This window comes from Novosphingobium sp. SG919 (assembly GCF_012932495.1).
GTDB lineage: Bacteria > Pseudomonadota > Alphaproteobacteria > Sphingomonadales > Sphingomonadaceae > Novosphingobium > Novosphingobium rhizosphaerae.
On the sequence record NZ_JABCNG010000001.1, the window covers coordinates 2,257,830 to 2,284,422 of the forward strand.

General features: G+C 62.6%; 21 protein-coding genes and 2 pseudogenes. 6 read left to right on the forward strand and 17 right to left on the reverse strand.

Annotated elements, in window-relative coordinates; translation table 11 throughout:
• Positions 1-5 precede the first annotated feature (5 nt).
• The 8 genes and pseudogenes from trbF to trbB form a co-directional block, all read right to left on the reverse strand.
• On the reverse strand, positions 6-689 hold the full coding sequence (trbF, locus tag FHT19_RS10025) for a conjugal transfer protein TrbF (RefSeq protein WP_169474808.1): 684 nt from the start codon (positions 687-689) through the stop codon (positions 6-8).
• 3 nt (positions 690-692) lie between these two features.
• Positions 693-1,958, reverse strand: a complete 1,266-nt coding sequence (trbL, locus tag FHT19_RS10030) for a P-type conjugative transfer protein TrbL (RefSeq protein ID WP_169474809.1) — start codon at positions 1,956-1,958, stop codon at positions 693-695.
• A 1-nt stretch (position 1,959) separates the two neighbouring features.
• Positions 1,960-2,283 carry a putative entry exclusion protein TrbK-alt gene (gene trbK-alt / locus FHT19_RS10035; RefSeq protein ID WP_169474810.1) on the reverse strand — a complete coding sequence of 108 codons (324 nt, stop codon included), beginning with the start codon at positions 2,281-2,283 and terminating at the stop codon, positions 1,960-1,962.
• A gap of 6 nt (positions 2,284-2,289) precedes the next feature.
• The gene (gene trbJ / locus FHT19_RS10040) at positions 2,290-3,045 is read right to left on the reverse strand and encodes a P-type conjugative transfer protein TrbJ (RefSeq protein ID WP_169474811.1); all 756 of its coding nucleotides are present in this window, start codon (positions 3,043-3,045) and stop codon (positions 2,290-2,292) included.
• Complete coding sequence (trbE, locus tag FHT19_RS10045) at positions 3,042-5,522, reverse strand: conjugal transfer protein TrbE (RefSeq protein WP_169474812.1); 2,481 nt, start codon at positions 5,520-5,522, stop codon at positions 3,042-3,044. Before trbE ends, trbJ begins: the two co-directional genes overlap by 4 nt.
• A gap of 7 nt (positions 5,523-5,529) precedes the next feature.
• On the reverse strand, positions 5,530-5,811 hold the full coding sequence (locus tag FHT19_RS10050; protein WP_248290365.1) for a VirB3 family type IV secretion system protein: 282 nt from the start codon (positions 5,809-5,811) through the stop codon (positions 5,530-5,532).
• 41 nt (positions 5,812-5,852) lie between these two features.
• Positions 5,853-6,140 (reverse strand): annotated as a pseudogene (locus FHT19_RS10055) (TrbC/VirB2 family protein); the annotation flags it as partial.
• The gene (trbB, locus tag FHT19_RS10060; protein ID WP_169474814.1) at positions 6,137-7,168 is read right to left on the reverse strand and encodes a P-type conjugative transfer ATPase TrbB; all 1,032 of its coding nucleotides are present in this window, start codon (positions 7,166-7,168) and stop codon (positions 6,137-6,139) included. The gene trbB and the pseudogene FHT19_RS10055, both read right to left, overlap by 4 nt.
• A 314-nt stretch (positions 7,169-7,482) precedes the next feature.
• On the opposite strand from trbB, the gene FHT19_RS10065 reads away from it, so the two are divergent.
• From FHT19_RS10065 to FHT19_RS10085, 5 genes are all read left to right on the forward strand, one after another.
• Complete coding sequence (locus tag FHT19_RS10065; protein WP_169474815.1) at positions 7,483-8,268, forward strand: S1/P1 nuclease; 786 nt, start codon at positions 7,483-7,485, stop codon at positions 8,266-8,268.
• 113 nt (positions 8,269-8,381) lie between these two features.
• Positions 8,382-10,091, forward strand: coding sequence for a thiamine pyrophosphate-dependent enzyme (locus tag FHT19_RS10070; protein WP_169474816.1), 1,710 nt, complete (start codon positions 8,382-8,384; stop codon positions 10,089-10,091).
• Positions 10,088-11,725, forward strand: a complete 1,638-nt coding sequence (locus FHT19_RS10075) for an FMN-binding glutamate synthase family protein (RefSeq protein WP_169474817.1) — start codon at positions 10,088-10,090, stop codon at positions 11,723-11,725. The genes FHT19_RS10070 and FHT19_RS10075 overlap by 4 nt, the downstream gene beginning before the upstream one ends.
• 387 nt (positions 11,726-12,112) lie before the next feature.
• The gene (locus FHT19_RS10080; RefSeq protein WP_169474818.1) at positions 12,113-12,469 is read left to right on the forward strand and encodes a ParD-like family protein; all 357 of its coding nucleotides are present in this window, start codon (positions 12,113-12,115) and stop codon (positions 12,467-12,469) included.
• Complete coding sequence (locus FHT19_RS10085) at positions 12,466-13,053, forward strand: zeta toxin family protein (RefSeq protein ID WP_169474819.1); 588 nt, start codon at positions 12,466-12,468, stop codon at positions 13,051-13,053. The genes FHT19_RS10080 and FHT19_RS10085 overlap by 4 nt, the downstream gene beginning before the upstream one ends.
• A gap of 559 nt (positions 13,054-13,612) precedes the next feature.
• Here the strand turns inward: FHT19_RS10085 and FHT19_RS10090 are convergent.
• The 8 genes from FHT19_RS10090 to FHT19_RS10125 all read right to left on the reverse strand — a co-directional run bounded on the left by FHT19_RS10090 (position 13,613) and on the right by FHT19_RS10125 (position 22,053).
• Positions 13,613-14,392 (reverse strand): cytochrome b/b6 domain-containing protein, encoded by a 780-nt coding sequence (locus tag FHT19_RS10090; RefSeq protein ID WP_169474820.1) that lies wholly within the window; start codon positions 14,390-14,392, stop codon positions 13,613-13,615.
• A gap of 156 nt (positions 14,393-14,548) precedes the next feature.
• Complete coding sequence (locus tag FHT19_RS10095; RefSeq protein ID WP_169474821.1) at positions 14,549-14,968, reverse strand: hypothetical protein; 420 nt, start codon at positions 14,966-14,968, stop codon at positions 14,549-14,551.
• 274 nt (positions 14,969-15,242) lie between these two features.
• A complete protein-coding gene (locus tag FHT19_RS10100; protein WP_348981741.1) occupies positions 15,243-15,815 on the reverse strand; it encodes a DUF6152 family protein in 573 nt (190 codons plus the stop codon).
• 66 nt (positions 15,816-15,881) lie between these two features.
• The gene (locus FHT19_RS10105) at positions 15,882-17,264 is read right to left on the reverse strand and encodes a GntR family transcriptional regulator (RefSeq protein ID WP_169474822.1); all 1,383 of its coding nucleotides are present in this window, start codon (positions 17,262-17,264) and stop codon (positions 15,882-15,884) included.
• A 245-nt stretch (positions 17,265-17,509) separates the two neighbouring features.
• A complete protein-coding gene (locus FHT19_RS10110) occupies positions 17,510-18,634 on the reverse strand; it encodes a hypothetical protein (RefSeq protein WP_248290366.1) in 1,125 nt (374 codons plus the stop codon).
• Entirely contained in the window at positions 18,634-19,329 is a 696-nt protein-coding gene (locus FHT19_RS10115; RefSeq protein WP_248290367.1) for a hypothetical protein, read from the reverse strand. Before FHT19_RS10115 ends, FHT19_RS10110 begins: the two co-directional genes overlap by 1 nt.
• Before the next feature lie 62 nt (positions 19,330-19,391).
• Entirely contained in the window at positions 19,392-19,859 is a 468-nt protein-coding gene (locus FHT19_RS10120; protein ID WP_169474823.1) for a hypothetical protein, read from the reverse strand.
• A gap of 67 nt (positions 19,860-19,926) precedes the next feature.
• Positions 19,927-22,053, reverse strand: coding sequence for a TonB-dependent receptor (locus tag FHT19_RS10125; protein ID WP_248290368.1), 2,127 nt, complete (start codon positions 22,051-22,053; stop codon positions 19,927-19,929).
• Between the two features lie 764 nt (positions 22,054-22,817).
• On the opposite strand from FHT19_RS10125, the pseudogene FHT19_RS10130 reads away from it, so the two are divergent.
• A pseudogene (locus FHT19_RS10130) lies at positions 22,818-23,641 on the forward strand (ArdC-like ssDNA-binding domain-containing protein).
• 142 nt (positions 23,642-23,783) lie between these two features.
• Here the strand turns inward: FHT19_RS10130 and FHT19_RS10135 are convergent.
• Positions 23,784-26,534 (reverse strand): winged helix-turn-helix domain-containing protein, encoded by a 2,751-nt coding sequence (locus FHT19_RS10135; RefSeq protein WP_169474825.1) that lies wholly within the window; start codon positions 26,532-26,534, stop codon positions 23,784-23,786.
• Between the last annotated feature and the right edge of the window lie 59 nt (positions 26,535-26,593).

The following is a 26,593-nucleotide window of genomic DNA, read 5'->3' on the forward strand; positions in this document are numbered from 1 at the left end:
ACAGTTCATGGCGTTAGCTCCCTCGACCAGTTGATAGCGGTGATGAATATCCCCAGCGGGTTCTTGAGCAGCCTGTCGGCCGTCCGCGGCGCCTGGACCGTGACGGTCAGGATCGCGCTCCACTGCTCGGTCTGCGCAAGCGTACCATCGCGGTAATGGCGCTCGCGCCAGGCGATGCGGAAGCTGTCGGGGGATGCCCGCACCACGCTGGTCACGTCGACCGCGACCTGCTCCTGGCCGATCCGCGCAAAGGGATCGTTGCTGCGCGCGTCGGCACCGAGCGCCTGGCCGCCGCTGTCGCTCACGAAATCATAGGCGCGCAACCAGTTCTGTCGCACCACCACCGGATCGGCCGAAAGGCTGCGCACATCCTCGATGAAGCGGGCGAGCTGGTAGGCGATCTGCGGATCGGTCGGCCGGTAGCCGGCCGCGGCGGGTGCCACCGCACGGACCTCGCCGAGCCGGTCCACTTCGACGACCCATGGCACGATCGTGCCGCGTGCGCCCTGCCAGATCAGGCCACCTGCGAGCAAGCCGGACAGGCCGAGCGCGGCAAGGCAGGCGCAGCGCCAGTTGCGGGCCTGGACACGGGCTGCGCCAATCCGCTCGTCCCAGACCTGGGCGGCGCGCTGGTAGGGCGTTACCGGTTCGGGGGTCGTCGCGTAGCGGATCGAGGAACGCCGGAACATGGATCAATCGTCCTTCTGCGAAGTGTCGATACTGGTGCCAGCGCCCTGGCTGTCGCCACTGCGCAGCGTGTGGGCGGCCATCATCGCGCCCTGGCCGAGTGCCTGGCGTCGGCGCAGCGCGCGGGCCCAGGCAGGCGGGCTGCCTGGCGCGGCGGAGTCGACAGCGGCGTGGCCAGCGGAAGAGGCGCTACGGCCGCCTTCGCTCGACCCGACGCCGGTCTTGCGCAGCGGCGCCGTGGCGGCGCGGGCTGCCGTGCTGCCAACCTGGCCAAGCCCATGCACGATGCCCGCCAAGCCGGCGTGCCCGGCGGCGCCCTCCCGGTAGGCGGCGCCGGCGGCGCTCGCGCCGCGCAGCGCGCCCCCGGCTGCGGCTGCCGCCGCGCTGCCGGCAAGTCCCACCGCGGCGGCACCGCCCGCAGCAAGGCCGCCGGCTCCGAGCACGGTGGCCGCTGTCGCGCCGGCGCCGAGCTGGGGGCCGCCCGACACCAGCCCACTGGCGATGCCTGGGCCGAAGATTGCCAGCGCCAGGAGAGTCAGGCTGGCCAGCACCAGTGTCATGGCATCCTCGAGCGTCGGCGTGCCTTGGATCGCGGCGGTAAACTCGCCGAAGATGGTCGAGCCGATCCCGACGATGACCGCCAGGACCAGCACCTTGATGCCGGCAGCCGCGACATTGCCGAGCACGCGTTCGGCCAGGAACGCGGTCTTGCCGAACAGCCCGAACGGCACGAGCACGAAACCGGCCAGCGTGCTGAGCTTGAATTCGACGAGCGTCACGAACAGCTGGATCGCCAGAACGAAGAAGGCGAGCACCACCAGGACCCAGCAACCGAGCAGGATGACGATCTGCACGAAGTTCTCGAAGAAGCTGACATAGCCCATGAGGTCGGCAATCGCCTGGAGCAGCGGGCGGCCGGCGTCCAGCCCGACCTGGGCGATGCGGCCAGGCTGGAGCAGTTGCGCCGTGGTCGTGGCCGTGCCGCTGGCCTTGAGGCCCAGTCCGGCGAAACTTTCGAAGACCACGCGCGCGAGCATGTTCCAGTTGCCGATGAGCCAGGCAAACACACCGACAAACAGGGTCTTGCGGAACAGGCGGGCGAGAATGTCCTCGTGCTCGCCCCAGGCCCAGAACAGCGCGGCAAGCGTGACGTCGATCGCCACCAAGGTACTGGCGATGAATGCGACATCGCCATGGAGCAGGCCAAAGCCACTATCGATATAACGCGAGAAAACCGCCAGAAAGCGATCGATAACGCCGGTGCCGTTCATCTCACCAGTCCTCCTTCACCGGCAACGGGTCGGCGGCCGGCCCTGCCCCGGCGACCTGCCGCGTCGGCAGGCCAAAGAAGCGACGACGCCGTGCGTCCCACCGGGCCGCGCACGACGCCATGGCCGGATCGTTGACCGCAATCGTCGCGCAGCGCCGAGCAAGCGTATCGCCGGCCAGCGGCGCAGCGACTGCGGGCCGCGTGTCCAGCAGGGTCACAGCATCGTCCCTGTGCGGTGCCGGCAAGAGCAGCGCAAGCAGCGCCACTAACCCGGCCAGGCCGAGAAAGGCGAGCAGCAGGACGCGTGGCGTGCGGGTGCGACGCATGACCATTTACTCGTGAAACAGCGTCACCGGGTCGGCGACATAGCCGCTCCCCGGAGAAAGGAAGCGACGCAGCTGCTCGCGCGCCTGGGTCTTGGCCGCTGCGGCCCCAGCCGCGTCAAGCGTCTGCGCCCGCCCCTGGGCAGCGATCGTCGCCGCAAGATCGGCGAGCTGCTGCGACTGAACCGCGAGGATCTGGTTGCCGGCCTCGATCGCCTGGAGCGCTCCTGTGGCGTCCTGGCTTGCCTGCATCAGGCTGGTGAGCGACTGGCGCGTCGTGTCGAGATGGCCGACCGTCAAGGCCTGGATCTTGAGCGCATCCTCGAATGCCGCGACACTGTCCTGCCAGCGGCTCTGGGCACCGGCAACCAGCGCCTGGTCGGACGCTGACAGGTCGATCGCGCGATAGCGGGCGGCAAAACCCGACTGGACCGTATCGACATTGTAGCTCAGGCGCTGCGCCTGCCGCAGCAACTGCCGCGTCTGATCGAGTTGCTGCTCAATCGGCGCGACCAGCGAGAGCGGCAGGCTGGCAAGGTTGCGCGCCTCGTTGAGCAGCGACTGGGTCTGGTTCTCGATCTGGCGCAGCTGGTTGTTGACCTGCTGCAAGGCGCGTGCGGCCGTCAGGACGTTCTGCGCGTAGTTTGACGGGTCGTAGACGATGCCGCCGAACTGGGCCTTAGCCGGCGCGGGCAGGACGGCCAGCAGGCTGGCTCCCAGCAAAGCGGCGATCGCGCGCGGTGCGCGCAAGGGGCTAACGCTCATGGCCGCACGTCCTCCGCGTCGAGTGGCAGGGTTTCGGGGAGCAGATCGGCGGCCCAGTCGAGACCGCGGGCGCGCAGCCAGGCGAGCGCGAAAGGCGTGCCCGCCCCGCCCGCGGCCAGCATGGTGATCGCCTGCTGATCGCGCGGCCCACCGGCTGCGGCAAAAGCCAGGGCAATCTCGCCCAGGCCGAGTTCGAACAGGCGGTTGCCGCTGCGGGACTGGCAGTAGTAGTCGCGCTTCGGGGTGGCTTCGCCCAGGATCGCGATCTGGCGATCGTTGAGACCGAAGCGGCGGTAGAGCCCCAGGATCTGCGGCTCGCGGGCGCGGGCATTGGGCAGGAACAACCGCGTCGGGCAACTTTCGATGATCGGCGGCGCAATCGCCGATCTGGCGATATCGGCGAGGCTCTGCGTGGCGAAGACCACGCAGGCGTTCTTCTTGCGCAGAGTCTTGAGCCAGGTGCGCAGCTGGGTGGCAAAGGCAGGACTGTCGAGCGCCAGCCAGCCTTCATCGATCAGGATCAGCGTGGGCGCGCCGTCGAGACGGCGGTCGATGCAGTGGAAGAGGTAGGCAAGGACCGCCGGGGCCGCAGGCGATCCGGCGAGACCCTCGGTTTCGAAAGACTGGAACGTGGCCGCGCCCAGGTCCTCGTACTCGGCATCGAGCAGGGTGCCGAACGCGCCGCCCAGGCACCAGGGCGCGAGCGCCTGCTTGAGGTCCTGGCGCTGGAGCAGGATGGCCAGCCCGGTGAGCGTGCGTTCGACAAGCGGAGCGGAAGCGAGCGAGACCAGCGCGCTCCAGACATGGGCCTTGATCACAGGATCGACGACAATCCCCTCGCCCGTCAGGATGGCCAGCAACCAATCGAGCGCCCAGGCGCGCTCTGCAGCATCGTCGACCCGCGCCAGTGGCTGCAGCGCAAGCCCGGGTCGCTGGGCGGGCCTCGTGCCGTCGGCGCCAGTCAGGGCATTGCCCGCTACGGTCTGGCCCAGATCCTGCCAGGTCCCGCCGCAGGCCAGGGTCGTCGCGCGGATCGCTCCGCCAAAATCGAACGCGAAGATCCGCGCGTCAGGATAGCGGCGAAACTGCATGGCCATGAACGCCAGCAGCACCGACTTGCCCGCGCCGGTCGGTCCGATGACCAGGCAATGGCCGACATCGCCGACATGCAGCGCAAAGCGGAATGGTGTCGTGCCATCGGTGCGGGCATGGAACAGCGGCGCGGCATGCCAGTGTGGATCTTCATCGGGCCCGGCCCAGACGGCCGACAGCGGGATCATGTGGGCGAGGTTGAGCGTCGAGACCGGCGGCTGGCGGACATTCGCATAGACATGGCCGGGCAGCGTGCCGAGCCAGGCCTCGAGCGCGTTCATCGTCTCGCTGATCACGGTGAAATCGCGGCCCTGCAGCACTTTCTCGACCTGCCGCAGCTTTTCTGTGGCAAGCGCGGGATCCTCGTCCCAGACCACGACGGTGGCCGTGACATAGGCGGTGCCAGCATGATCGGCACCGAGTTCCTGCAACGCCAGGTCGGCATCCTGCGCCTTGTTGGCGGCATCGTTGTCGACCAGGACAGCCGCCTCGTTGGTCATGATTTCCTTGACGATTGCGGCCAGCGACTTGCGCTTGGCAAACCACTGGCGGCGAATGCGGGAGAGCAGGCGCGTGGCGTCGGTCTTGTCGAGCATGATCGCACGGGTCACCCAGCGATAGGCGAAGGCCAGGCGATTGAGCTCGTCGAGAATGCCGGGAAAGGTCGCCGACGGAAATCCGATCACCGTCAGCGTGCGCAAGTGCGCTGCGCCGAGGCGCGGCGCGAGGCCGCCAACCAGCGGCTCGTCGGCGAGCAGCGCATCGAGATAGGTCGGGGTTTCCGGGACGCGCACGCCGTGGCGTCGGGTCGAGACGCAGGCATGGAGGTAGCGCAGCGTGGCCGCATCGTCGAGCCAGGCCACTTCGGGCAGGAAGCCCTCGACCAGGCGCAGCAGGCGCTCAGACCGATCGGCAAAACCACGCAGCCAGTCGCGGGCATCGCTGCGCTGCCGCGCGCGGCCTTCGAACAGCCAGTTCTCGGCCCGCGCGGTGTCCTCGGCCGGCGGCAGCCAGGTCAGCGTCAGGTAATAGCGGCTTTCGAAGTGGGCGCCGTCCTCGGCAAACTGGGCCGCACGCTCGCGCTCGACCAGGGCCGAGACGGGATCGGGAAAGGCATCTTCGGGATAGCCGCGCGCCGGATCGCGGGCGGCCTCGACGAAAATCGCCCAGCCCGAACCCAGGCGGCGCAGCGCGGCATTGAGCCGGGCGGTGACCGCGACGAGTTCGCCCGGCGTGGCGGAATCGAGATCCGGCCCGCGGAAGCGCGCCGTGCGCTGGAAACTGCCGTCCTTGTTGAGCACGATGCCCGGTGCGACCAGCGCGGCCCACGGCAGGAAGTCGGCAAGGCGGCTGGCACCCGGGCGATATTCACGCAGCGACATCATGACGGCCTCACACCGCAAAATAGGCTGGAAAGCGAAGATGCCGGCGCGCCACTTCGACGAACTGGGGATCGCGGCGCCCGGCCCAGACGCCAAGTCCATGGCCCACGCCGAGCAGGGCGAGGCCGACCAGCCACAGCCGCAAGCCCAGCCCCACTGCGCCGGCCAGCGTAGCGTTGATGATTGCCAGGCCGCGCGGCGCGCCGGCCAGCAGGATCGGCTCCACCAGGGCGCGATGCACCGGCACGGCAAAGCCTGGCACGATCGTCGGATCGGAAGTGTCCTCGCTCACAGCACGGCCCCGCCGCCGAACGAAAAGAACGAGAGGAAGAAGGACGAAGCCGCAAAGGCGATCGAAAGGCCGAAGACGATCTGGATCAGGCGCCGGAAGCCGCCCGAGGTATCGCCGAACGCCAGCGACAGCCCGGCAGCAATGATGATAATCACCGCGATGATCTTGGCGACCGGCCCCTGGATCGATTCCAGGATCGACTGCAGGGGCGCCTCCCACGGCATCGAAGCACCCGAGGCATGGGCCGTGCCCGCCGAGACCATCAGAGCGGCAGGGAAAGCCGGCGACACGAGGCAGCGCCGGGGAGAAAAGCGGCAACGGACATTCATGGCAAAGTTCCTTCAGGCGGGATGGAAGCGGGACGCGCCGCAGTCGCAGCCAGCGGGGTGAGCTCGTAATCGCCGTTTGCCGCCTGGCCGCTGACCGCGACCAGTTCGGCCAGGCGACGGGCCGGCCCGTCGCGGACCAGCACCGCGATGACATCGATGGTTTGCGCAATCAGCGCGCGGGGCACGGCCACGACGCGTTCCTGGATGAGCTGCTCGAGGCGGCGCAGCGCCCCCAGCGCGGATCCTGCATGGATCGTACCGATGCCGCCAGGATGACCCGTGCCCCAGGCCTTGACGAGATCAAGCGCTTCGCCGCCGCGCACTTCGCCGATGGGGATGCGATCGGGCCGCAGGCGCAGGGCCGATCGGACGAGATCGGACAGCGTGGCGATGCCATCGCCGGTGCGCAGCGCAACGAGATTGGGCGCGGCGCATTGCAGTTCGCGGGTGTCCTCGATCAGCACGACGCGGTCGGGCAGGCGCGCCACTTCGGCGAGCAGGGCATTGACCAGCGTGGTCTTGCCGCTGGACGTGCCACCCGCAACGAGAATATTGGCGCGCGACGCAACCGCAGCACGCAGCGCCTCGGCCTGTTCGGCCTGGCAGATGCCGGCAGCGACATAATCGCCCAGCGTATAGACCGCGCTGGCCGGTTTGCGGATGGCAAAGCTCGGCGCGGTCACCACCGGCGGGAGCAGGCCTTCGAAGCGCGCGCCACTATCGGGCAGTTCCGCCGAAACCCGCGGCGCCCGGCCATGGACTTCGGCGCCGACATGATGGGCGACCAGCCGGACAATACGCTCGGCATCTGCGGCCGACAGGCTGTCGGTGGTCGCGCAGAGCCCCCCGCCAAGCCGATCGAGCCACAGCCGGCCATCGGGATTGAGCATGACTTCGATGACGGCCGGATCGTCGAGCCAGGCACAGATGCACGGACCGAGCGCCGTGCGCAGCATGCGCGCGCCGCGCGCTTCACCCAAAGCACGGTCGGGAGAGAGGCCGCATGACAGAAGCGATGGACTGGACATCAGGAGCCTTGCTCAACCCGCGCAGCAGGATGCCGGCGCGGCAAGGCCTCTCAACAAGACCGCAAATCCGCCAAACTCAATAACTACTTGATCTCGGCGCAGGCTGGCGTGCAATCGGCCAACTTTGCGCATTTCCCTGCCGCACGCCGTGACGCCGAGGCGGAACCACAGGGCAGGAGCCGCGCCGGCGACCTCATCGCAATCCATGGACGAGCAACCAAGCACGCAGCGCTGCGTGCTATCGCAGCGCTGTTGTCGCGAGCCCGGCGCCGGGCTATCGGCGCGCGATCGCAATCTCCTTGGAGAACAGACGCATGCGCCGATCCCTGATCGTTGTCCTCTCGCTGTTACTGGCGTCACCCGCCCACGCCTGGGGGCCTGAAGGCCATCGCATCACCGGCGCGATCGCCGATGCCAACCTGAGCGGCCTGGCGCGCGCGCAAGTCCACCTCTTGCTCGGCTCGGAAGACCTGGCCCAGGCGGCAACCTGGCCCGACGAGATGAAATCCGATCCCGATCCGTTCTGGCAGAAGCAGGCCAGCCCGTGGCACTATGTCACGGTCAAGGGGGACGACTATGTCGCCAGCGACGCCCCGCCCGAAGGCGATGCGATGACCGCTCTCACTCGCTTTACCGCGACGCTGCGCGACCCGAAAGCGCCGCTTGAGCAGCGACGACTGGCCCTGCGCTTCATTGTCCATATCATCGGCGACCTGCATCAACCACTGCACGCCGGTGCCGGTACCGACCGCGGCGGCAATACCGTCCAGGTCACCTGGTTCGGCAAGCCGACCAACCTCCACAGCGTGTGGGACTCGGCATTGATCGAGCAGCAGGGCCTGTCCTATTCCGAATATGCTGGCTGGCTCGCCCGCGCGATCACCCCGGCCCAGATCGTCGCCTGGAACCAGCGCGATCCGCACGTCTGGATCCGCGAGAGCGTGGCCCTGCGCAAGACCATCTACCCCACGGACCCGGCGCTGTCGTGGAGCTACGCCTACCAGCACCGCGCCGATGTCGAAAACCGTCTCAAGCAGGCGGGCGTACGCATTGCCGCCTATCTCAATACCGTACTCGATCCAGTGGCCACGGAACCCTGAAGGAACAGCAGGTTCCAGCCGGTGGCCCGATGGATTTTTTGCACCATCGCGTGAAGCCAAAGCATGGCTTGCGCGTTCGGGCACAGGACAGCAGCCAACAGCAGGAACAGCCTATGACCACCGTCGCCGATGTGATCGTGAAAACACTCGAAGCGGCGGGCGTCGAACGCTGCTACGGCATTCCGGGCGACACGCTCAACCACATCACCGATGCCATCCGCACGAGCGGAATCCGCTGGGTCCACGTCCGACACGAGGAAGCCGGCGGCTTTGCCGCCGGGGCCGATGCGATGCTGACCGGCAAGCTTGCCGCCTGCGCCGGATCGTGCGGCCCGGGCAGCCTGCATTTTATCAATGGCCTGTTCGAATCCCACCGCAATCGCGCCCCGGTCGTGCTGATTGCCAGCCAGATCGTGCGGGACGAACTGGGCTTCGACTTTCCGCAGGAGGTCGATTTCAAGGCGGTCTATGCATCCTGCAGTGTGTTCTGCGAGGAAATTCGCACACCAGGACAGGCCCGGCGGATGACCGCGATGGCAGCGCAAGCCGCACTGGCCAAGCGCGGTGTGGCGGTGCTGATCGTGCCTGCCGACGTGTCGAGCGCGAATGCCGCAGACGAACCGGACTTTGCCGTGCATCACGCCACTCCCGTCGTTCGCCCTGCGGACGCGGAACTGGATCGCCTTGCAGCGGCCCTCAACAGCGGCCGGCGGATCGCGATCTACGGCGGGTCGGGGTGCGAGCAGGCACATGATGCCGTCGTGGCGCTGGCCGACCGGCTGCGAGCGCCGGTGGTGCGGACATCGCGCGCCAAGGACTTTCTCGAGCACGACAATCCCTTCGATGTCGGCATGACCGGCATCTTCGGCAGTGAGTCCGGCTATCACACGCTGGTCTCCTGCGACGTGCTGCTGCTCCTGGGCTGCGACTTTGCCTGGCGGCAGTTCTATCCCGAAAAAGCCACGATCCTGCAGGTCGACCTGGATGGCACGCACCTCGGACGACGGCATCCGGTCGACATCGGCGTTGTCGGCGACATCGCGCCGACACTCGAGGCCCTGCTGCTGCGGATCGCGCCACGCGACGACAATGCCTTTCTCGACGAATGCCTCGAACACCACCGCAAGGCACAGGCGGCACAGGCGAAGCACGCCACGGTCGGCAAGGGCGGCGCGATCCACCCGCAATATCTGACTGAGACCATTTCGCGCCATGCCGCGCCCGACGCGGTGTTCACCGCCGACGGCGGCTCACCCATGGTCTGGTCGCTGCGCCACATTGCCGCAACCGGCCGGAACCGCACGGTGGTCAGCCTGACCCACGGCACGATGGCCAATGCCATGCCGCAGGCGCTGGGTGCCAAGGCGGCCTTTCCCGATCGGCAGGTCATTGCCCTGTCCGGCGATGGCGGCCTTGCCATGTTGCTCGGAGACCTGCTGACCGCCGTGCAGGAAAAGCTGCCGATCAAGGTCGTGGTCTTCAACAATGGCGCACTCGATTTCGTGGAAATCGAGCAGAAAGTCGAAGGCTTGCTCGACGCCTATACGGAACTGGTCAATCCCGACTTCGCGCGCGTTGCCGAAGCGATCGGCTTTCGCGGGCGGCGCGTGGAACATGCCGAAGACCTTGACGCTGCTGTACAGGCCTGGTTGCAGGAACCGGGTCCGGCGCTGCTCGACGTGGTCACCGACCGTTATGAACTGGTGATGCCACCGGCGGTCAAGCCCGGGCAAGTCGCGGGTATGGCGCTCTATTCCGCCAAGGCCGTGCTGGGCGGACGTGGCCGCGATGTGGTCGGGATCATCCGGAACCTGATCGCGTGAGCGGGCGCCCTACCCTCACCCAAGCGCTGTGGCGCGATCATGCGCTGTCGCGCAACGTGTTGTTGTTCGTGGCGCTGGCCGGAACCATCGGGTCCATTGCGGCAGGCCTGGACCATCCCCGCGCGTGGTGGTTGCTGTTGCTGTTCGTGCCCTTGTTGCTGATCACGGTGATCGACCTGGCGCAGACCCACCATTCGCTGCGCCGCAACTATCCCGGTTCCGCGCGCCTGCGTTGGTTCTTCGAATGGCTGCGCCCGTTCCTGCGCTCCTACATCGTCGAAAGCGATCTCGATGGGCGGCCGTTCAGCCACGACGAGCGCGCCCTGGTCTATGCCAGAGCCAAAGGCGACGTCTCGACCCATCCGTTCGGCACCGAACTCGACGTCTATTCCGAGGAGTACGAGTGGCTGCCCCACTCGATGGCGCCGACCCGCCAGGCCGAACGCTACACCCGCGTCACTGTCGGAACCGATCAGTGCAGCAAGCCATACCGGGCAGCGCGGCTGAACATTTCCGCGATGAGTTTCGGCGCGCTCAGCGCCAATGCCATCGAAGCGCTCAACCTGGGGGCAAAGATCGGCGGCTTCTATCACGACACCGGTGAAGGCGGCCTGTCCCCCTACCATCTCAAGCATGGCGGCGACATCGTATGGGAAATCGGTTCGGGCTATTTCGGCTGCCGCGACGCCAAGGGCCATTTCCACCCCGAGCATTTTCGCGAACGCGCGAGGCACGATGCGGTCGCGATGACCGAGATCAAGCTCAGCCAGGGGGCCAAGCCCGGGCATGGCGGATTGCTGCCCGGTGCCAAGGTCACTGCTGAAATCGCGAAAATCCGTGATGTTCCCCAAGGCGAGGATTGTCTCTCGCCAGCCTATCACACCGCCTTTTCGACCCCGCGGGGCCTGCTCGAATTCGCTGCCCGGATGCGGGAGCTGTCGGGCGGCAAGCCGGTCGGCATCAAGCTTTGCGTCGGCTATCCGCACGAACTGTTCGCGGTCGTCAAGGCCATGGTCGAGACGGGGATACTGCTCGATTTCATCGTCATCGACGGGGCCGAAGGAGGCACCGGCGCTGCCCCGACCGAACTTTCCGACCGCGTGGGCATGCCGCTGCGCGAAGGGCTGATGCTGGCCCGCAATGCACTTGTCGGCACCAACCTGAAGGGCCGGGTCAAGCTGGCCGCATCGGGCAAGGTCAATTCCGGCGCTGCGATCGCGATGAACGCGGCGCTGGGCGCCGACTGGTGCAACGCCGCCCGGCCGTTCATGTTCTCGCTCGGTTGCGTGCAATCGCTGCGGTGCCACACCGATACGTGCCCGACGGGCATCGCCAACCAGTCCCTGGCGCGCCAGCGCGGGTTGGTCGTGCCGGAAAAGGCCGAACGCGTCGCCCGGTTCCAGAAGGCAACCCTCGACGCCTTGCATGACATCGTGGTTGCAGCCGGTCTGAACACGCCGGACGAATTTACCCCCGACAGCCTGCGCCAGAGGATCAATGCATCGGAGATGCGCTCGTTCGACGAGCTCTATCCCTTCGTGGCTCCGGGTGAATTGCTCGACGGCGCGCGCGATCCCCGCCTTGCCGCATGGTGGCGCCAGGCCGACCCGGAAAGCTTTGCCAGGCGGGCATGACGCTATGCCGACAGCTTGGCCCAGAACTTCCTGGCCTTGATCCAATGAGGCGCAATGCGGCTGTGGGTCGGTGTTTATCAATCTGCGGCCTTTAGCCGACCCTGCTCGATCAATCGCGCTTCGCCAGATAGATCGATAGCCTACATGCATTCGCTGATGCTGCTCCTTCAGGCGCTGCCACGACGCACACGCGCATCATACGATGCCCGATGAAAGGAGACATCCAGCGCATCATTTGGCATCAGCTCGCCCGCTGATTGCCCATTGCCAACCGAAGGCGCGCCGCAATCGCCGAGTTCCCGAACTCTTGGGCATGCACTTTCGAACTGCGTGATCAGCCTTGAAAGAGAGGTGGCAAAATGCTACCTCTACGTGCAGAGGTGAGGTATGGCCCAATCGATCAAACTTGCCGATGACATCATGAAGATCGTACGCCGGGAATCCGAACTGCAAAGCCGGTCGGTCGCTGGCCAGGTCACGCATTGGGTGCGCATTGGTCGCGCGATCGAGCTGTCCGGTCATTTCGATCATGCCAGAATCACCGCGGCCCTTGCAGGGCAAATCGAGACCACGGCACTCACCAGTGAGGAAAAGGACGTCTGGCTCGACAGCTTCGTCGAAAAGATGGGACAGCCCGGGCCTGACGAAAAATCCTATTTCGCTGGTCGGCGACAGCTTGGTTTCGGCGTCGGCCTCGATGCCGCTGGCAATCTCGTACGCGGGAAGACTGCAAGCGAGGAATGAAACCGACACTGATCGTACTTGCCGGGCCGAATGGCTCCGGGAAGTCCACGCTCTATCAGGCTCGTGTTGCCCCCAGCTTCGCCGGCCCGTTCATCAACGCTGACATCATCCAGCGTGAGGAACTCCGTAATCCTTCACCACAGGCATCCTATGAGGCAGCACAGATCGCCACCGCGCGCCGAGCCGAATATCTCGCGCAGGGTCGGGATTTCGTAACCGAGACGGTCTTCTCCCATCCATCCAAGCTCGCGCTCATAGACGAGGCTCGCGCCAGCGGCTTCACTGTCATCGTGATGCATGTCGGCGTCAATACGCCCGAGCTGTCCGTAGCGCGTGTCGCCGCGCGCGTGGAGGAAGGCGGGCATATTGTACCGGAAGACAAGATCCGCGCCCGCTACACGCGCGGCGCGCCTCTCATTCGAGCAGCGATCCTCAAGGCTGACCGCGGCATGGTTTTCGACAATTCCCCCCTCAACCAGCCGCTCACCCACTGCCTCACTTTCTCGGATGGGCGGCTGGTCTTCGCTTTGCCTCATCTTCCAAGGTGGATCAGGTCGGTCTATGCGTCGGACCTGGTCATCTAGGACTGCCTCGGTTCCGGACATTCCCGGCGTCCTATCGGGGCATCGAAATTCGCCTTACATTTCCGTTGCCCGCTGCTTTGCAGCAAGCCTGGGCCTACGGTCACCTGGAATTCCTGTGCGTGGGATAAAGTGGCACGCTCGCCGCCGTCTTCGCCGGTGCCGACGAGGTGATCGAAGTGCCCGTCCGGCTCCCGCAAGCGATGACAATCAGTCAGGCCGGGCTCGCGCAATTGCTGATCCGGGCCTCCCCCGGCCATGTCTTTCCACTCTCGCACGCAACAACCAAGAACGCGGTGATCGGACAGCTCCAGATCGCTCGGGAGAACCTGGAGCCGGTGGGCGCCGTAACCGGGCGTATACAGGTTTGCGGGATCGGAGCTGCCGCCAGTGGTGTGGCCAGAGCGCTCGTTCGCCCCGGCGTGCTCGCCACCTGCACTCGATACGAACTGGCGGCCCCTACCAGCAACGGCAGATCGCCTTCGCGGATCTCGTCAAGCTGTTCGGCACCGCTCTTGTTGCCGATCTGGTGCTCCTCCTCGCCATCTACCGGCGCTTCTGGTTACCTATCATGATGATCGGCTGCGCGCTCCTTTCGAGGAGATCGCACACGCTTACCGATACCCATGCGTGCCAATTCAGGCTGCTTGTCGAGCACTTGATGCTTCAGCGCTCCCAAAATGTGGAGGATTAGCAATCCAATGAGAATGTAGCCGCCGGTACCATGCCAATGCACAAATTTCTCGTGCAATTCTTGCTGTGCTGCGAGTCCGCCGGGGTGCTCGCCGATGGCTTCGATCGGTGCGATCACCGGAACTGGCAGCACGTACCAGATTTTCATCACGAACTTTCGTGGCGGTGCGCCTGCTCCCGGAGATCCTTTTGCGGACGCTGTCATCGCCATTGGTGGCATGGGATGACGCATTGCTTCGGCAATCGCACCCGGCGATCCAGGGCGCGGATGCGACGAAATGATCGCCCATCCGGTGAGCGGCATCAAAACCATCGCCGCGTACAGCATGAAATGGGCGTAATGCGCGGCGTGCCGCTCCCAAGAGGTCATGCTATCCGGATAGGGTGGCGGTGCGTGCGACAGGCGCCAAACAACGCGAACCAAGGTCAGCGCAAGCACCGTCAAACCCGCTGAGATGTGGAGGCCTACGACGATCAAACGGAAGGGCATCGCGAACCCTTCCATGAAATATCCGAGGGAGAGGTTGAAAACGATGAACAGTGCGATGGACCAGTGCAAAATCATCGCGACGCGCGAATAGCGCGCATTTGATATGCCGCCTTGTGGACCAATGTAATCTAGAGACGGAACGCCATTTTGATTGCTCATGTGAAGATCCTTAGATTTTGCACATCAAATTGTGCCAGCGACTTCAGCATGCGCACTCCACCCGGACCACTCGCCTATCATTTATCCGAAAGGAGCCAGGTTATTTGTTTCCGCAAAGCCATCCGGCTACAAATTAATTTTCAACTTATGTGAAAATTATGCCTTATCAGCGTAAATGGTCCGAAACATGAGAACGATTTTGCTGATTTCTTTTAAGCTGCATTTCCCTATACCAGGTATTTTTCCAATAGATTTATTGTTTTCCCTGGATAACAAAATAAGATCGTAAAAATTACTAAATCCGGCATCTTGCAAAGCTCGACACGTACGCCGCCTCAGAGGCAATTGCGAAATCGGACAATTAATTCCAATACTATCCACGCTTGCTGATTTATAGTGCTTCTCTATATTTTCGGCACTTCGATAAATCTGAGATGCGCGGCAAGTTGATATCCCCAAATTCTTACCAATATCCCCAAAGCTTATGCCACTTTCGCGCATTTTAACTACAATATCGCGTCGATAATTTGCAGCGGAAATCAGTTGATTTTGGTAAAATGAATCCGGCAATGACATGAGAAATTCTCCCGCCAAGCGAAATATCTTGCCAAATTAAACCACTCGCAACATGAGCGCGGAAATGAATGCGCTGGGCCTTTTGACGGCAAACTTCTGCCGCAACCATGTAAACACCGATTCTCATGAACATCGCTGACGCAACGCAAAAGTACATGGTGAGGCGCTGGAGGCGTCTCCCATGTACGTGCGGTCAGCATCATATTGGGCAAGTCAAATTTCAGGTGACCGAGAACGGCGCTATGTCATGATGGTTGTCAGGCTCGATCGTCCATCACTTGCCCGGAGAAGGCGCAGCTCGTTGAGCCTCGCTGTCAGAGAAAACACGCCCGCCCGGGATCGTCAGGCTTGCCAGCGCGCCACCTGGTGAATTGTTGATATTGGGGTGGAAAGTCACCGAAATCTTGTCACCACGCTTAAAATCACGTGGCGTAAATCCTTGCCTCGAGAACATCAATGGGCTACCCGAGACTATTGCCACCTCGCTAATATTACCCTTTTTGTCTTTTAATACGATGACAAGCGATGAATGCGGCGCACCCCATCGAAATTCTTTCAAAGTGCCCGACGCAGACTCGGTTACATTCATATTGTAGGCACCAAAAGAATGGTGCGCCAAGGCGGGTGCCGCGATCACAGCCAGTCCCACTGCCGCTATCAGATTAACCGACTTCATATTCTTCTCCATTCCGAACCTGCGAAACACCGGTAACCAGGCCCAGTACGAAAACAACAAGACCATTAGCGCGTAGCGTTTGCTGACGCGCCATTGCTCGAGGAGCTTTACCGCGCGTCGAGAGCGAGAACTAGCTGCAACATTTATGCTGATTTCAATGCCTTCGACCAAGAGCGATCAGCAATAAAATATACCAATCTAGATTGATCTAATGGCAGTATCTGAAAATTATACGCCCTATCGAGGAAAGAATCTTTGCAGCATCAACGCGTAACGTTTTTTCGCAGCCATTTCAGCTTCAACGCGATTTGAAGATTCTACGCCACGAAGTATATCCTGCGAGAGCTGGAACATCTGTTCAAGCGGGACGTGTTCAGAGGAATATGGAGGGGATATGACGCAAGAATAAAGCAGCAGACCACGTTCAAGACTTGCCAGGAGCGGATTTTGAGCGTATCCTTGAATACGTCGATCAATTAGGATCATCTTCCACGCATCGTCGACCTCAGGCGGAATCTTCTGAATTTTATCTTCAGATCGCACCTTTGCTTTCGATGCTGCCAGTCGCGCAATCTCAACGCTCAGCATTCCGGCCACTTCGTAGCAATCCGATACCGTTAAATGATGTCTTCCCAGAACATGTGGCAGCAGCGAGGAAATCGATACGGTATCAGGCTTTCGCAGCAAGATGCCGCCCCTTCGTCCGCGCTGGGGAGCAACCACCTCCAGATCCTCAAGCAATCGCACCGCTTGCCGGACCATCTCGCCATTGGCGTCGAAGCGCATCCCGATCTCTGCTTCTGACCCGAGGGAAACTTCGGAATCTTGGGGATTCTCGACAATCGTTCGCAGCATCTGCAACGCAAGACGATAGCCGACCTTTCCGGCGCCCGAGTGCCGTGGCGACAAAGCCGAAACGTCATCGGGGCGATTGAGCAAAGGCCGATTGCACGGCAGCAAGAATCTGCAAAGCGCTGCATGCGCGGACGCGACATCCCGACGATCTATCGCCACCAAAAGCTCTCTACCCGCGTCTGGACCGCGATCCTCACGGCGCTCTTCAGGGTAAGAGCAAGCCTCCCGAACCAGTTCAATATATTCAACGATCAGTTCGAAGGCAGGGTTGCCTGTACGATAGGCCAAAGCTCTGGGAACGGAAACCTGCTTCTCGAGCTCGCTCAGTTTCCTGGCCCTTGGCGGTATCGAAGGGTCGGCGAGGATCTTATCGACCATAGCTGCGAGCAGGGCGGCTTCTGCCTCGATCAACTCGTGAATACCGTCCGGCGCAATGTAGATATACAGTAGCGAAAGCTCGACGATATTGCCGAAATCGGGCTCCGCCACCACCACGCCCCCGCCAGGACCGGGCCTAAGACGAGCTACGCCGCGCTGTTCGAGAATCGCCAGCGCCTCCCGGAAAGCCCATCGCCCGAGATTGAAGCGCGACCGAATTTCTGCGGCGGTCCCCATCAAATGACCACTTTCGAGGCCACCGAAGATGATCTCTTGCTGGATGAGCATCGCAGCGCGCTGCGCGAGCTTGACGCTTTCATTTGTGCGCCCGGCCACCATAGCGTGGTCGATGTGTGGCGGCTCGCGCGGAGTTTCGTTCAGCGCCATGCGATTGCATCCTTTTCCCCGGACTTTCTTACGCCCGATCGCACGTGAGGACTAGACCAAGCTGCGACCGGCCACGCCGGAACCCGACGGAGGGAATGCGACGACACTCTGAGGCATAAGCATTTATGATTTCTGGCCACACCGCGCCCTGTGCGGCCGAACCGGGATGCGAACCGTCGGGACCAGCCGCACAAATGTCGTCGGGCAGCCATTCCAAACCTCATATTTGAGCCTGTACCATTGCGTCAGGGAGTTTCGGACGGCTCGGGAACCAATCCCGCGTCGCTATTCACATTCGGATCGCCAAGTTGCAGTTCGCAATTGTATTCATCAAATAAAGGCATGTTGGGCTGCCAGCGAAACGTGCGGACAAGCGTCCACGGATCGGTATAGTATTTCGGATCGACGATAGTGGTTTCTATTTCAAGCAAGGGCTTGTGATCACCGTTGTCGATCTTGCGAACACGGTTGATGAGGCGCGCGTCCTTGGAGACGGGCGTGCCGGCGATATCAAGCCATAGACCCTGCTTGAAACCGCTCGTTTCCGCAACCAGGGTATCGCCGTCCCAATGGGCCAGCGCAGTGCCCATATAGCTCTTGCCCGACGGTTGCAGTTTGTCGTCGAGGACAAAATTGAGCCGCCCGCGATAGTCCTGGAAAACGAACTCAACGGCGCCCTTGCTCTGGAAAACCATGAAGGGCATGTGGACGTCAGCTTGCCAAACGATGCCCGGCGGTCGACAGAGAGCAGCGCCGTTCTGATAAGGCCGGCCAGCCTTGTCGGCTTTGAAGCGGCGCTCCAGCACGCGGGCGCCCTCCATGGTGAACGGGATGAGCTTGCCGTGCATGTCGCGCAGGATGCGGCCGTGCAGGCTCAGATCGTGAAACCAGACGCCGCTGAAGTCCCGAGGATCGGGCGAAGAGCGTGCAGCGTCGGATCTCAGCGGAGGTGGTTCCGCCATCGCAGCCATCGGCGAGACCGGCAGCGCGGCAGCAACCTTTTGCGCTTCGGTCAGCGGCGGATCTTCGCTCAACCGCAGTTCCAGCGCAGCCGCATCGGCATAGACCGCCTTTTCCGGGATCGTGTCCGGATCGACATGGGGTCGCGCCGGCGGAAGCGGGGGGCCACCCTGGGGAAATCCTCCGAGTGGAGGCCCGCCCTGTGGAAACCCGCTCGGCGGCATCGCGCCCGGCGGGGGAGCCCCCTGAGGGATCGCGCCCGAAGGGGGCACGCCCTGCGTGGGGGCGCCCGACGGCAGATTTTGTGCAACGGCTCCGTGGGCCATCGCCAGCGGCAGGGCGGCGCTCAGCAGGCGAAGGGATCGCACTATGCCGTAGGCGGATTTACGCGACACACTGGTGTAGGACATCACTTGCCTCCCTTATGCGGCAGCCGATCAAGGCACACATCCTCGGCAAAGACGGCGAAGGGCTGGCGCTTATAGATCAACACCGCGTCCCATGGGCGCTTGTAATATTCAGGATCGGTGATCGTGATCCGATCCTCCAGCGTATCGGGATCAACGAGGCGATAATGCTCTGTCACTTTCATGTCCCAGGAATGCGGCAGAGATTCGTCGATGAGAGCCTCGGGCGGGACGTCCGTTGTTTCCGCTACAAGCGTATCGCCGACCCACCGCCCTCTTGAAACGCCGGTGAACCGCGTTCCCAACGGCTTTTCGAGCGGGAGTCCCCGCAAATCGATCTGCCGGATGAGACGGTTCCACTCGAACGTGAACGTCAGGACGTTGAACAACTCTCGTAACTTGAACCGTTTTGCCGTCAACATCATGCGTGGCATCCCGGGATTGGCGCAGCGGGAGGTCATGACGTCATAATCGTCGAAGTCACCTTTCTTCCTCATGCGCAGATTGGCATTAAACGCGTCCCGTCCTTTCTTGGTGAACGGCACGACCCCATCGACAGGGCGCAGTTGAACTGTCGGCTTCGTGATCTGCCAGACTCCCAAAATGCCTTCGGTTTGTGGAGAGGCCATAGCGGGCGCGGCGACGATCAAGGCGCCAAGCGCAATCATGGCCGCGCGAAGATGTACTGATGTCTTCAAGTGCGCCTATCCTTCCAGAACATGTTTCACGCTACGGCCCCGCGAGGCCACCGTCTCAAACATCACTTTCCCCAATGTTCTGCGATCTTGCCGTCTTGGATGCGCATCATGTTGAACATGAATTCCGGCTTGTCCTTACCTGGCAACTGTACTGATGAAACCCAGACCACCTTGTCGCCGTCGGCCACCCAGTACAGATCCTTGGGACTTGGCATGGGGCCCACTAGCGGTCCTCCGCCCTGCGCCAACCCGACCATGCTGCCGATGTAGCCTTCGCGGCCGGGTTTGATGCCCTCGCTGTGCTGAATATAGTCGGGACGCAAATAGCGTTCGCCAATTTCCCGAATTTCCTTCGGGTCATGGTGCTGAAACGTTGCAGTCCTGATCTTCTCCAGGAATGTCTGGATGAATTTTATATTGGCGTCCGTCTGCGGCGTTCCGGCCGCAGCCGGCAACGGCGCCGACGCGGCGACGATCAACGCGAGGCACGATGCGAAGGTTTTGCTTCGGACACTGCTGAGAAATTTCATGATTATCGGTCCTTGACGGCAAACGATTGAGCAGACACGTGACCGTACGCCCCGGGCAGGTTGGTCATTAGAAGCGGGTCTGAAGAATGACGCCGAACGTCCGCGGGTCCGTGCGAGTCCCGGTGATGGCGAGCGGAGCGATCGACAATACTGAAAGTGTAGCCGCCGTGCGTTGATTGGTGACATTCCTGACAAATCCGCCGATCGAAAAACGCTTTCCGGGCAAGTTCCAGTTGATGTTCGCGTTGCCGACCAATTGTCCCTTGGCACGGATCAAGGCTGCACCGCCCGCCGCGGCATCCGCAGCGGAAAGCGGTGAAAGGTCGGAGGCAGAACGATAGACTCCTTCACCGCGTACGGTGACAAAGGAGCCGCCGGGCAGCGCGATGTCATGTTCCCAAAACGCACTCGCGGTAGTTGAGGGAATGTAGGGAATCTTGTCCTTCGACAAGACCGCCCGGATCGCAGACGTCTGATTGACGAAGCGCGCATCGACATAGCCCGCGTTTATCCCGAGGCGATCATGCCTAGTCGGCCGGACCAGAATCTCTATCTCAAAGCCAGTCATGCGCGCGGGCGCGGTGACCTGGACAAACGACGGAGCGAACGCATTGCCGATGTTGACCGCTGTCTGATAGCCACCGTAGACGTAATGGAAGACCGCGCCGTTCATCTGGAGCAGGTTGTTGAAAAACCGGTTCTTGGTGCCGATCTCGTATGAAGTGAGCGTTTCTTCCTTGTAGGATAGCGCGAGTGGCTGATTGTTGGCGCCACTCACTACTTGAACGTCTCCGGGCAAGAAACCAGTCGATATCGAACCATAAAGAAGATTTTCGGGGCTCAGGTCGTATTCCAACCGTGCCTTGTAGGTTACGTTGTTGAACCGGCTGGTTGCGTCTTCGCCAGACACGGACTTGGTGACCAGGATCTCGGGCTTGGAAAAGTCCGGTGTTCCGGGAATGCCCGAGACACCAAAATTGAGATTGGCTGTATAGTCTTGATCGCTGCGAACATAGGTATTGTCGTACCGCAAGCCACCGCTTACCCGAAGACCATTGGTGATCGGATAGCTTACCTCGGCATAGACACCAAGGTCGCGCGTCGTCTTGCGCGTGATTGACGAATAAGCGAGCGCGCCATTCGACTTCAGCTCCGAAGAGTTCCGGCTTTCCAGATCATTATCATAATAATAGACTCCGGCCTGCCAGATAAGCTTGGAACCCGTCGGTGATGCGATACGAAATTCCTGGGTGAGAAAATTGTCCTTGGGCACGTATTGCTTTTGCGACAACACTAGACCCGCGGGACCAAGCACCAGGATGTTGGCGTCCTGATGCCAAGTTCGATAGGCGGGTACATAAGTCAATGTCGCGAAACCCAGATCATAATTGATCACTGCAGAAAATTGCCGGAACCGGTTGCGCCCTTCGGCCGTACCAATTGGAACCTTGACGAAGGTATCGGGTGCCGTGAGCTGTAAAGCCTGCTCCCCAGTATGGGTTACATTGTCTTGAAACGCGGCCGCGATCATCGCCGAAAGATTGCTCGTCGGCTTGAGCAACAACTTCAATCGACCTTCATTGGTGCGCAGGGCGCCACCAGCGGGAGCATCGTAGCCGTCGCGTTGATAGTGGTTACCCGAGGCGCGGATCGCAACATCGTCGCCGATCGGCACATTGAGCGCTCCGCTGAAATGCCTCAGGTCGTAATTGCCGATTTCCGCCAAGCCTGACCCGCTGAATTCTTTCAGCTTTGGGTCGATCGAATGGATCGCCACCAGACCCGCTGTGGCACTGCGCCCGTACAAGGTTCCCTGCGGGCCACGCAGCACCTCCAACCGTTCGATATCGTAGTTACCGCCGATACCGCCATAGACTTCGTCGACATACACCGCAGTGGTTGGAACACTGGAAATAATCGATCCGGCCGCGCTGGCATTTGCCGGCACGCCACGAATGGCGATGCCAGTTTCCGGAGAATCGGAACCACCTCCGCTGGTTCCGGTGGACGCTGTACCCGAAACACCCGGGACGTTGTCGAGCATCTGCGACAAGGTACTTCTTCCTTGACCACGCAAATCCTCGCCCGAGCGAACACTGACTGACACCGGGACATGCTGAATACCAACGGTGCGACGTTCCGCCGTCACGATGATATCTTTGACCGCAGATTCAGCGGATTCCTCTTTCCCCATAGACTGGTTACTCTGCGCAAGTACCGTCCCACTCGCGGATGCCGCTAGCGTTCCGAGGGTTACTCTCATTGCAAAACGGCGAAAGTGCATGGCCTTCCCCTCTCCAATTTTCTTTTTATGCGCAGCCGTTCGCGCAAGGTATCGCTACCCAGCATAAGCTTGGACTACTCTGTATAGACTTGACCGTTTCGTCTAATAATGGGTCTGGGATCGTTATAATAGCTGCCTCGTTTAAGGCCGCCGGAAACTGCCGAACCGGAGTGCGTGAAGGCAATGCTGCGCGACGACAGAACCAGATGGTCAGCGCGCCCGTCACTAAGCCAATGCTTTTCGCAAAGGGGCATGAGGGGTACCGAACTTGCCGCTCTGGCAATCAGGGCGCATTCCTATGCCAGCCTCTTGACTGCGTCTCATGGCCGGCACGATCGCTGACGCTGGGCCCGACCTTGCTGGCCATGCCTGTCGGCCCGCCTCCGGGTCCCCTCCGATTGTCGCCGCGCTTTGGTTGCGCGGCGGCGTCTGCCTCGACGCCGAGGTGACGGGGGGCGTCACGGCCCTGTAGCCCCGCTGCAACGGGGTAAACCGGCCCGCTGCGCGGCTCCGGGTGCTCCACGCTGTTGCGCTCCTAAGGCCCACCCCATTGCGCAGGCGCAACGGGGACCTCGGGGGATGCACCCCGCCGCCTGATGCGGAGCTGTCGGTCCGCTCCTGCCGCCCCCTGCCACCCGGGCGCGGACCAAGGCGGTTTAAGGAGCTTGAAGATCATGAGCACCGTGAATGTGACCGAACGCCAGTCCCTCCATGCCGAGGTGACCTCCCGCATCATTGCCGAACTCGAGGCCGGGCGCCCGCCCTGGGTGCAGCCGTGGGACGCCAGCCGCTGTCCCTGCACGCTGCCGCACAATGCCGGTTCTGGCCGGACTTATTCAGGGATAAATGTTCTCATTCTCTGGACCTCTGCCATCGAGCAGGGCTTTTCCTCGCAGCGCTGGCTGACCCGTCGCCAGGTCGAAGCGGCCGGGGGCCATGTCCGGCGCGGCGAGAAGGGCACGGTGGTCTGCTATGCTGATCGCTTCACCCCGCGTGAGGAAGCGGCCAAGGCCAGGGACGAAGACCGCGAAGCGCGCACCATGTCCTCCTCAAACGCTTTACCGTGTTCAATCTCGACCAGTGCGAGGGCCTGCCGGAGGACATGACGATCCCCGTCGCGCCGATTGCGCCCGAGCTGGCGATTGCCGGCGCCGATCGCGTGATCCAGGGCAGCGGGGTGACGTTCCGCATCGGTGGCGGGGAAGCCTTCTATTCCCCCAGCCATGACGTGGTGCAGGTGCCGCCCCGAGTCGGCTGGACCGGGACCAGTCCGGCAAGTTCGGTTCTGCGTCCTATGCAAAAGAGGAAATGGTAGCGGAAATGGCCAGTTGCCTTTGCCTGTGCGGCGCTGGGCATTGTCCCGACCGTGCGGCATTCCGATTACATCGGCGCCTGGCTCGAGGAACTGCGCGCCGATGAGAAGGCGATCTTCCGCGCGGCCAGTGCGGCCAGCAAGGCGGCCGACTTCCTCTTGGCATACGGGGAGGACCGGCCATGAGCACGCCAACACACAACGCTCAGTCTCGGCGGCCTTTATCGCTCCCGCGCGTTGCCGCGAGGATATCGGAGTCGCGGCACACTGCAAACCGTGCGGAACGGATGGCGAAGACGGCTCGATGATCGGCGTTCTAAAACCAATCTCACCTGCTGTGCTTTGCGGTCTCCTTCGATAACCTCGCATCGAGCATCTTCCATGCTCTAGCCTGGTATGGCTCCGCGTTCGCGGCTGAAAACGCAGGTTTCGCCGCGTCAAGATAGCGACGGGCGTCTGACGCATGGACTTGCGCCGCCGCAATCTGGGCAAGCGCCAAATCGACATTCGCACCCCAATGGGGATCGGCGGCAAGCTGGGCCACTGCCGCACGGTCGATGCCCTGCAGATTGCTCAGCGCCTGTGCATAGCGTCCTGCCGCAATCTGGCATGCGGCCAAAGTATAGGCGGTGCCGTCGGTAAGAGCGGCTTTGCCAAAGCCCTCGAGGGAAAGACGATGGGCCGTTTCGGCGTTGATAAGGCCCTGGGTCAATTGCCCGCCGCGGCATTGCGCCGTGGCCGCGTCCGACAGCGTCGCGATGGCGAAGAATGATTTCGGCCCCTGCTTGCCCACCGCGATTTCGTGGACGCGCAGATCGTCGCGGATCGCGTCATCCCAATGTTCCAGCACCCCTTCCGATTGGGCCCGCGTCGTGAGCAGTTGCAAGGTCATTTCGTGATCCGGGCCAAGACGCGTCAGAATCCGCGGATAGACCGCATTGGCCTGCGCCACCGCGTCCGCATGCTTGCCTTCGACCATCAGGGCCTGGGCGAGGTTCATGCTTACCATCAGCACGTTGGGCCCATCGGGCCCTTCGATCGCAGCAAAATCGCGCACCAGCGCGCGGAACAGTTGTTCTGCACCGGCGCCATCCCCCAGCCTGAACTTTGCAAAGGCGAAGCGCTGCCGCAGCGTCAGGCGCGCGGTGGGATCGAAATCGGGCAGCGCATCGGCGGCGCGCGAAGCCTTGTCGAACTCGGCCTCGGCCGTGGCGCCGTCGTTGTCGATCAACGCGACCACCCCCCTGGCCGATGCCCGCCAGACAGCGAGGTCCGGCCGGGTAAGGTGCTGCCGTTCGATGTCCTTTTCGGCGGCGGCGATCATCGCCTTTGCGCGTGGCAGGCTGCCCGCCTCGTACGACCGCGCCTCCATCATCGCGTGCTGCAAACCCGTGGCCACGGCATCGGGCGAAGACGGGCCCTGCGCTTGCCTCCACAACAGCGCTGCCCGGTCATATTCCGGCCGGGCGCCGGCCCAGTCGCTGCGCTTGTCGAGCGCATTTGCAATCGTCTGGTGAAGGCGAGCCGCGACGGCGGGCTCGTCCTTGAAGCGAATGTCGATCAGAGGCGATGCCTGCTTAACTGCACCCACCAAGCTTTCATCGGGCGAAGCGCCGCGAAACGGGCTGCTGCGGGCCAGAATATCGGTCGCGAGGAAACGATTGACACGTTCCGCGATCGCCGTCTGATGCTCGGCGATATCGCGCTCGCGCAGTGTGCGAGCATATAGGAGCGACGATGCGATGGCACCGGCCGTCAAGGCGAGCGTTGCGGCAATCAGCCAAGGCCGGCGTGCGCGGACCCGAACAAGCCGCGCTTCTGCCAGGCGCGCGCGTTGTATCGCCTCCGCCGTTGCTGCCTGCTCGGTGCGACGGGCCTCGATGGAGCGCAAGCGGCGTGCGAGTTCCGTCGCGCCGTCCATGCGAAGCGCAGGATCGCCAGCGGCCGCCAGTGCAATATCCTCGCGCAGCAGTGGATCGGCAATGTCCAACTCCCACCCCGGCGCAAGCGGCTTGCGCAGATCCCCGATCACGACCTGATACAGCAGAACGCCCAGAGCAAAGACATCCGAGGCAACGCTGGGCGCGGCGCCGCCAAGCAGTTCCGGCGCCATCCAGATCGGCGTTCCGGTGACATCGCCCCCTTCGCCTCCGGTCGGGCCGAAACCACTCTGGGTGATGTCCATCACCGCGAGCCTGTCCGGGTTGGAGACGACGGCGCTTCCGAAGTCAACCACCTTGGGCTGCCAGTGCCCGTTGCGATCGACCGAGACAAGAATGTTACCGGGCTTGATGTCCTTGTGCAGAATGCCAAGACCGTGGGCAGCCGCGATGGTCGAAGCCACGCTGGCGACAATATCGAGCCTGATCGCCAGGGGAATCGCCGCCAGGCCGCCCTGCTCGTCCGCCCATTGCGCGAGATCAGGCCCGCCATAGGCGCTTTCGAGCGAATAGGGCGCGGTCGTGAAGTTCCAGTCGAGCACCGCAACGAAGTCCGGCCGCTCGCCAAGAGACTGGACCAGCAGTAGCGATATCGCGCTCTCGCGCTTGAGCGCGCGCAGGCGGTCCGCGTCGGTCGCAAATTTGAGGACGTGCGTTTCGCTGGTCTTGCCGTGCTCGATCCGCCAGACTTCGCTGCCCGCAGAGAGATCGAGGCGCTCGACAAAGTGCCAGTTGGGGCGGTTGGGCACCGATGAGCCCGGCTCGATCGGAAGCGCCCTGGGCGTCCCGGATCGGATCAATTGCACGGAGACCGGGCCAGCCAGCCGATAGCCGATCCGCGGCACCGTCTCGATCAACCGCCCTTCATCTCCCATGGCCTTGCGCAGCTTCGAGATCGCCGTGGTCAAAGACCCCTCGACGACGGTCAAACCGGGCCAGACGGTGTCGAGCAGTTCGTCCTTGGTCACGACCTCGCCAGCGTGACGCAGAAGCTCCAGAAGAATTTCGAGCGGCTTCGCTTCTATCTCAATCGGTGTGCCTGCCATGGTAAAGGCCCACTGCGCTTCGTTGAAAGCACACTTTCCGAACGTCCACAGACGCCGGGCAGTCGATTCGGCAGTTTCCGGATCAGGCGCCATGAAGGTTTTTCGCTGTCCTTGAGAAATCCTTGAGATGTTCTTGAGGACAATTCTTATGC

Excerpts from the sequence above, each read along its gene's own strand:
- trbB (WP_169474814.1), bottom strand. The coding sequence starts at position 7,168 with ATGTCCAGTCCATCGCTTCTGTCATGCGGCCTCTCTCCCGACCGTGCT.
- trbF (WP_169474808.1), bottom strand. The coding sequence starts at position 689 with ATGTTCCGGCGTTCCTCGATCCGCTACGCGACGACCCCCGAACCGGTA.
- FHT19_RS10105 (WP_169474822.1), bottom strand. The coding sequence starts at position 17,264 with ATGGCGCTGAACGAAACTCCGCGCGAGCCGCCACACATCGACCACGCT.
- FHT19_RS10110 (WP_248290366.1), bottom strand. The coding sequence starts at position 18,634 with ATGTCCTACACCAGTGTGTCGCGTAAATCCGCCTACGGCATAGTGCGA.
- FHT19_RS10095 (WP_169474821.1), bottom strand. The coding sequence starts at position 14,968 with ATGTCATTGCCGGATTCATTTTACCAAAATCAACTGATTTCCGCTGCA.
- FHT19_RS10085 (WP_169474819.1), top strand. The coding sequence starts at position 12,466 with ATGAAACCGACACTGATCGTACTTGCCGGGCCGAATGGCTCCGGGAAG.
- trbL (WP_169474809.1), bottom strand. The coding sequence starts at position 1,958 with ATGAACGGCACCGGCGTTATCGATCGCTTTCTGGCGGTTTTCTCGCGT.
- FHT19_RS10120 (WP_169474823.1), bottom strand. The coding sequence starts at position 19,859 with ATGAAATTTCTCAGCAGTGTCCGAAGCAAAACCTTCGCATCGTGCCTC.
- trbE (WP_169474812.1), bottom strand. The coding sequence starts at position 5,522 with ATGATGTCGCTGCGTGAATATCGCCCGGGTGCCAGCCGCCTTGCCGAC.
- FHT19_RS10065 (WP_169474815.1), top strand. The coding sequence starts at position 7,483 with ATGCGCCGATCCCTGATCGTTGTCCTCTCGCTGTTACTGGCGTCACCC.
- trbK-alt (WP_169474810.1), bottom strand. The coding sequence starts at position 2,283 with ATGCGTCGCACCCGCACGCCACGCGTCCTGCTGCTCGCCTTTCTCGGC.
- trbJ (WP_169474811.1), bottom strand. The coding sequence starts at position 3,045 with ATGAGCGTTAGCCCCTTGCGCGCACCGCGCGCGATCGCCGCTTTGCTG.
- FHT19_RS10070 (WP_169474816.1), top strand. The coding sequence starts at position 8,382 with ATGACCACCGTCGCCGATGTGATCGTGAAAACACTCGAAGCGGCGGGC.
- FHT19_RS10125 (WP_248290368.1), bottom strand. The coding sequence starts at position 22,053 with ATGGGGAAAGAGGAATCCGCTGAATCTGCGGTCAAAGATATCATCGTG.
- FHT19_RS10090 (WP_169474820.1), bottom strand. The coding sequence starts at position 14,392 with ATGAGCAATCAAAATGGCGTTCCGTCTCTAGATTACATTGGTCCACAA.
- FHT19_RS10135 (WP_169474825.1), bottom strand. The coding sequence starts at position 26,534 with ATGGCGCCTGATCCGGAAACTGCCGAATCGACTGCCCGGCGTCTGTGG.
- FHT19_RS10080 (WP_169474818.1), top strand. The coding sequence starts at position 12,113 with ATGGCCCAATCGATCAAACTTGCCGATGACATCATGAAGATCGTACGC.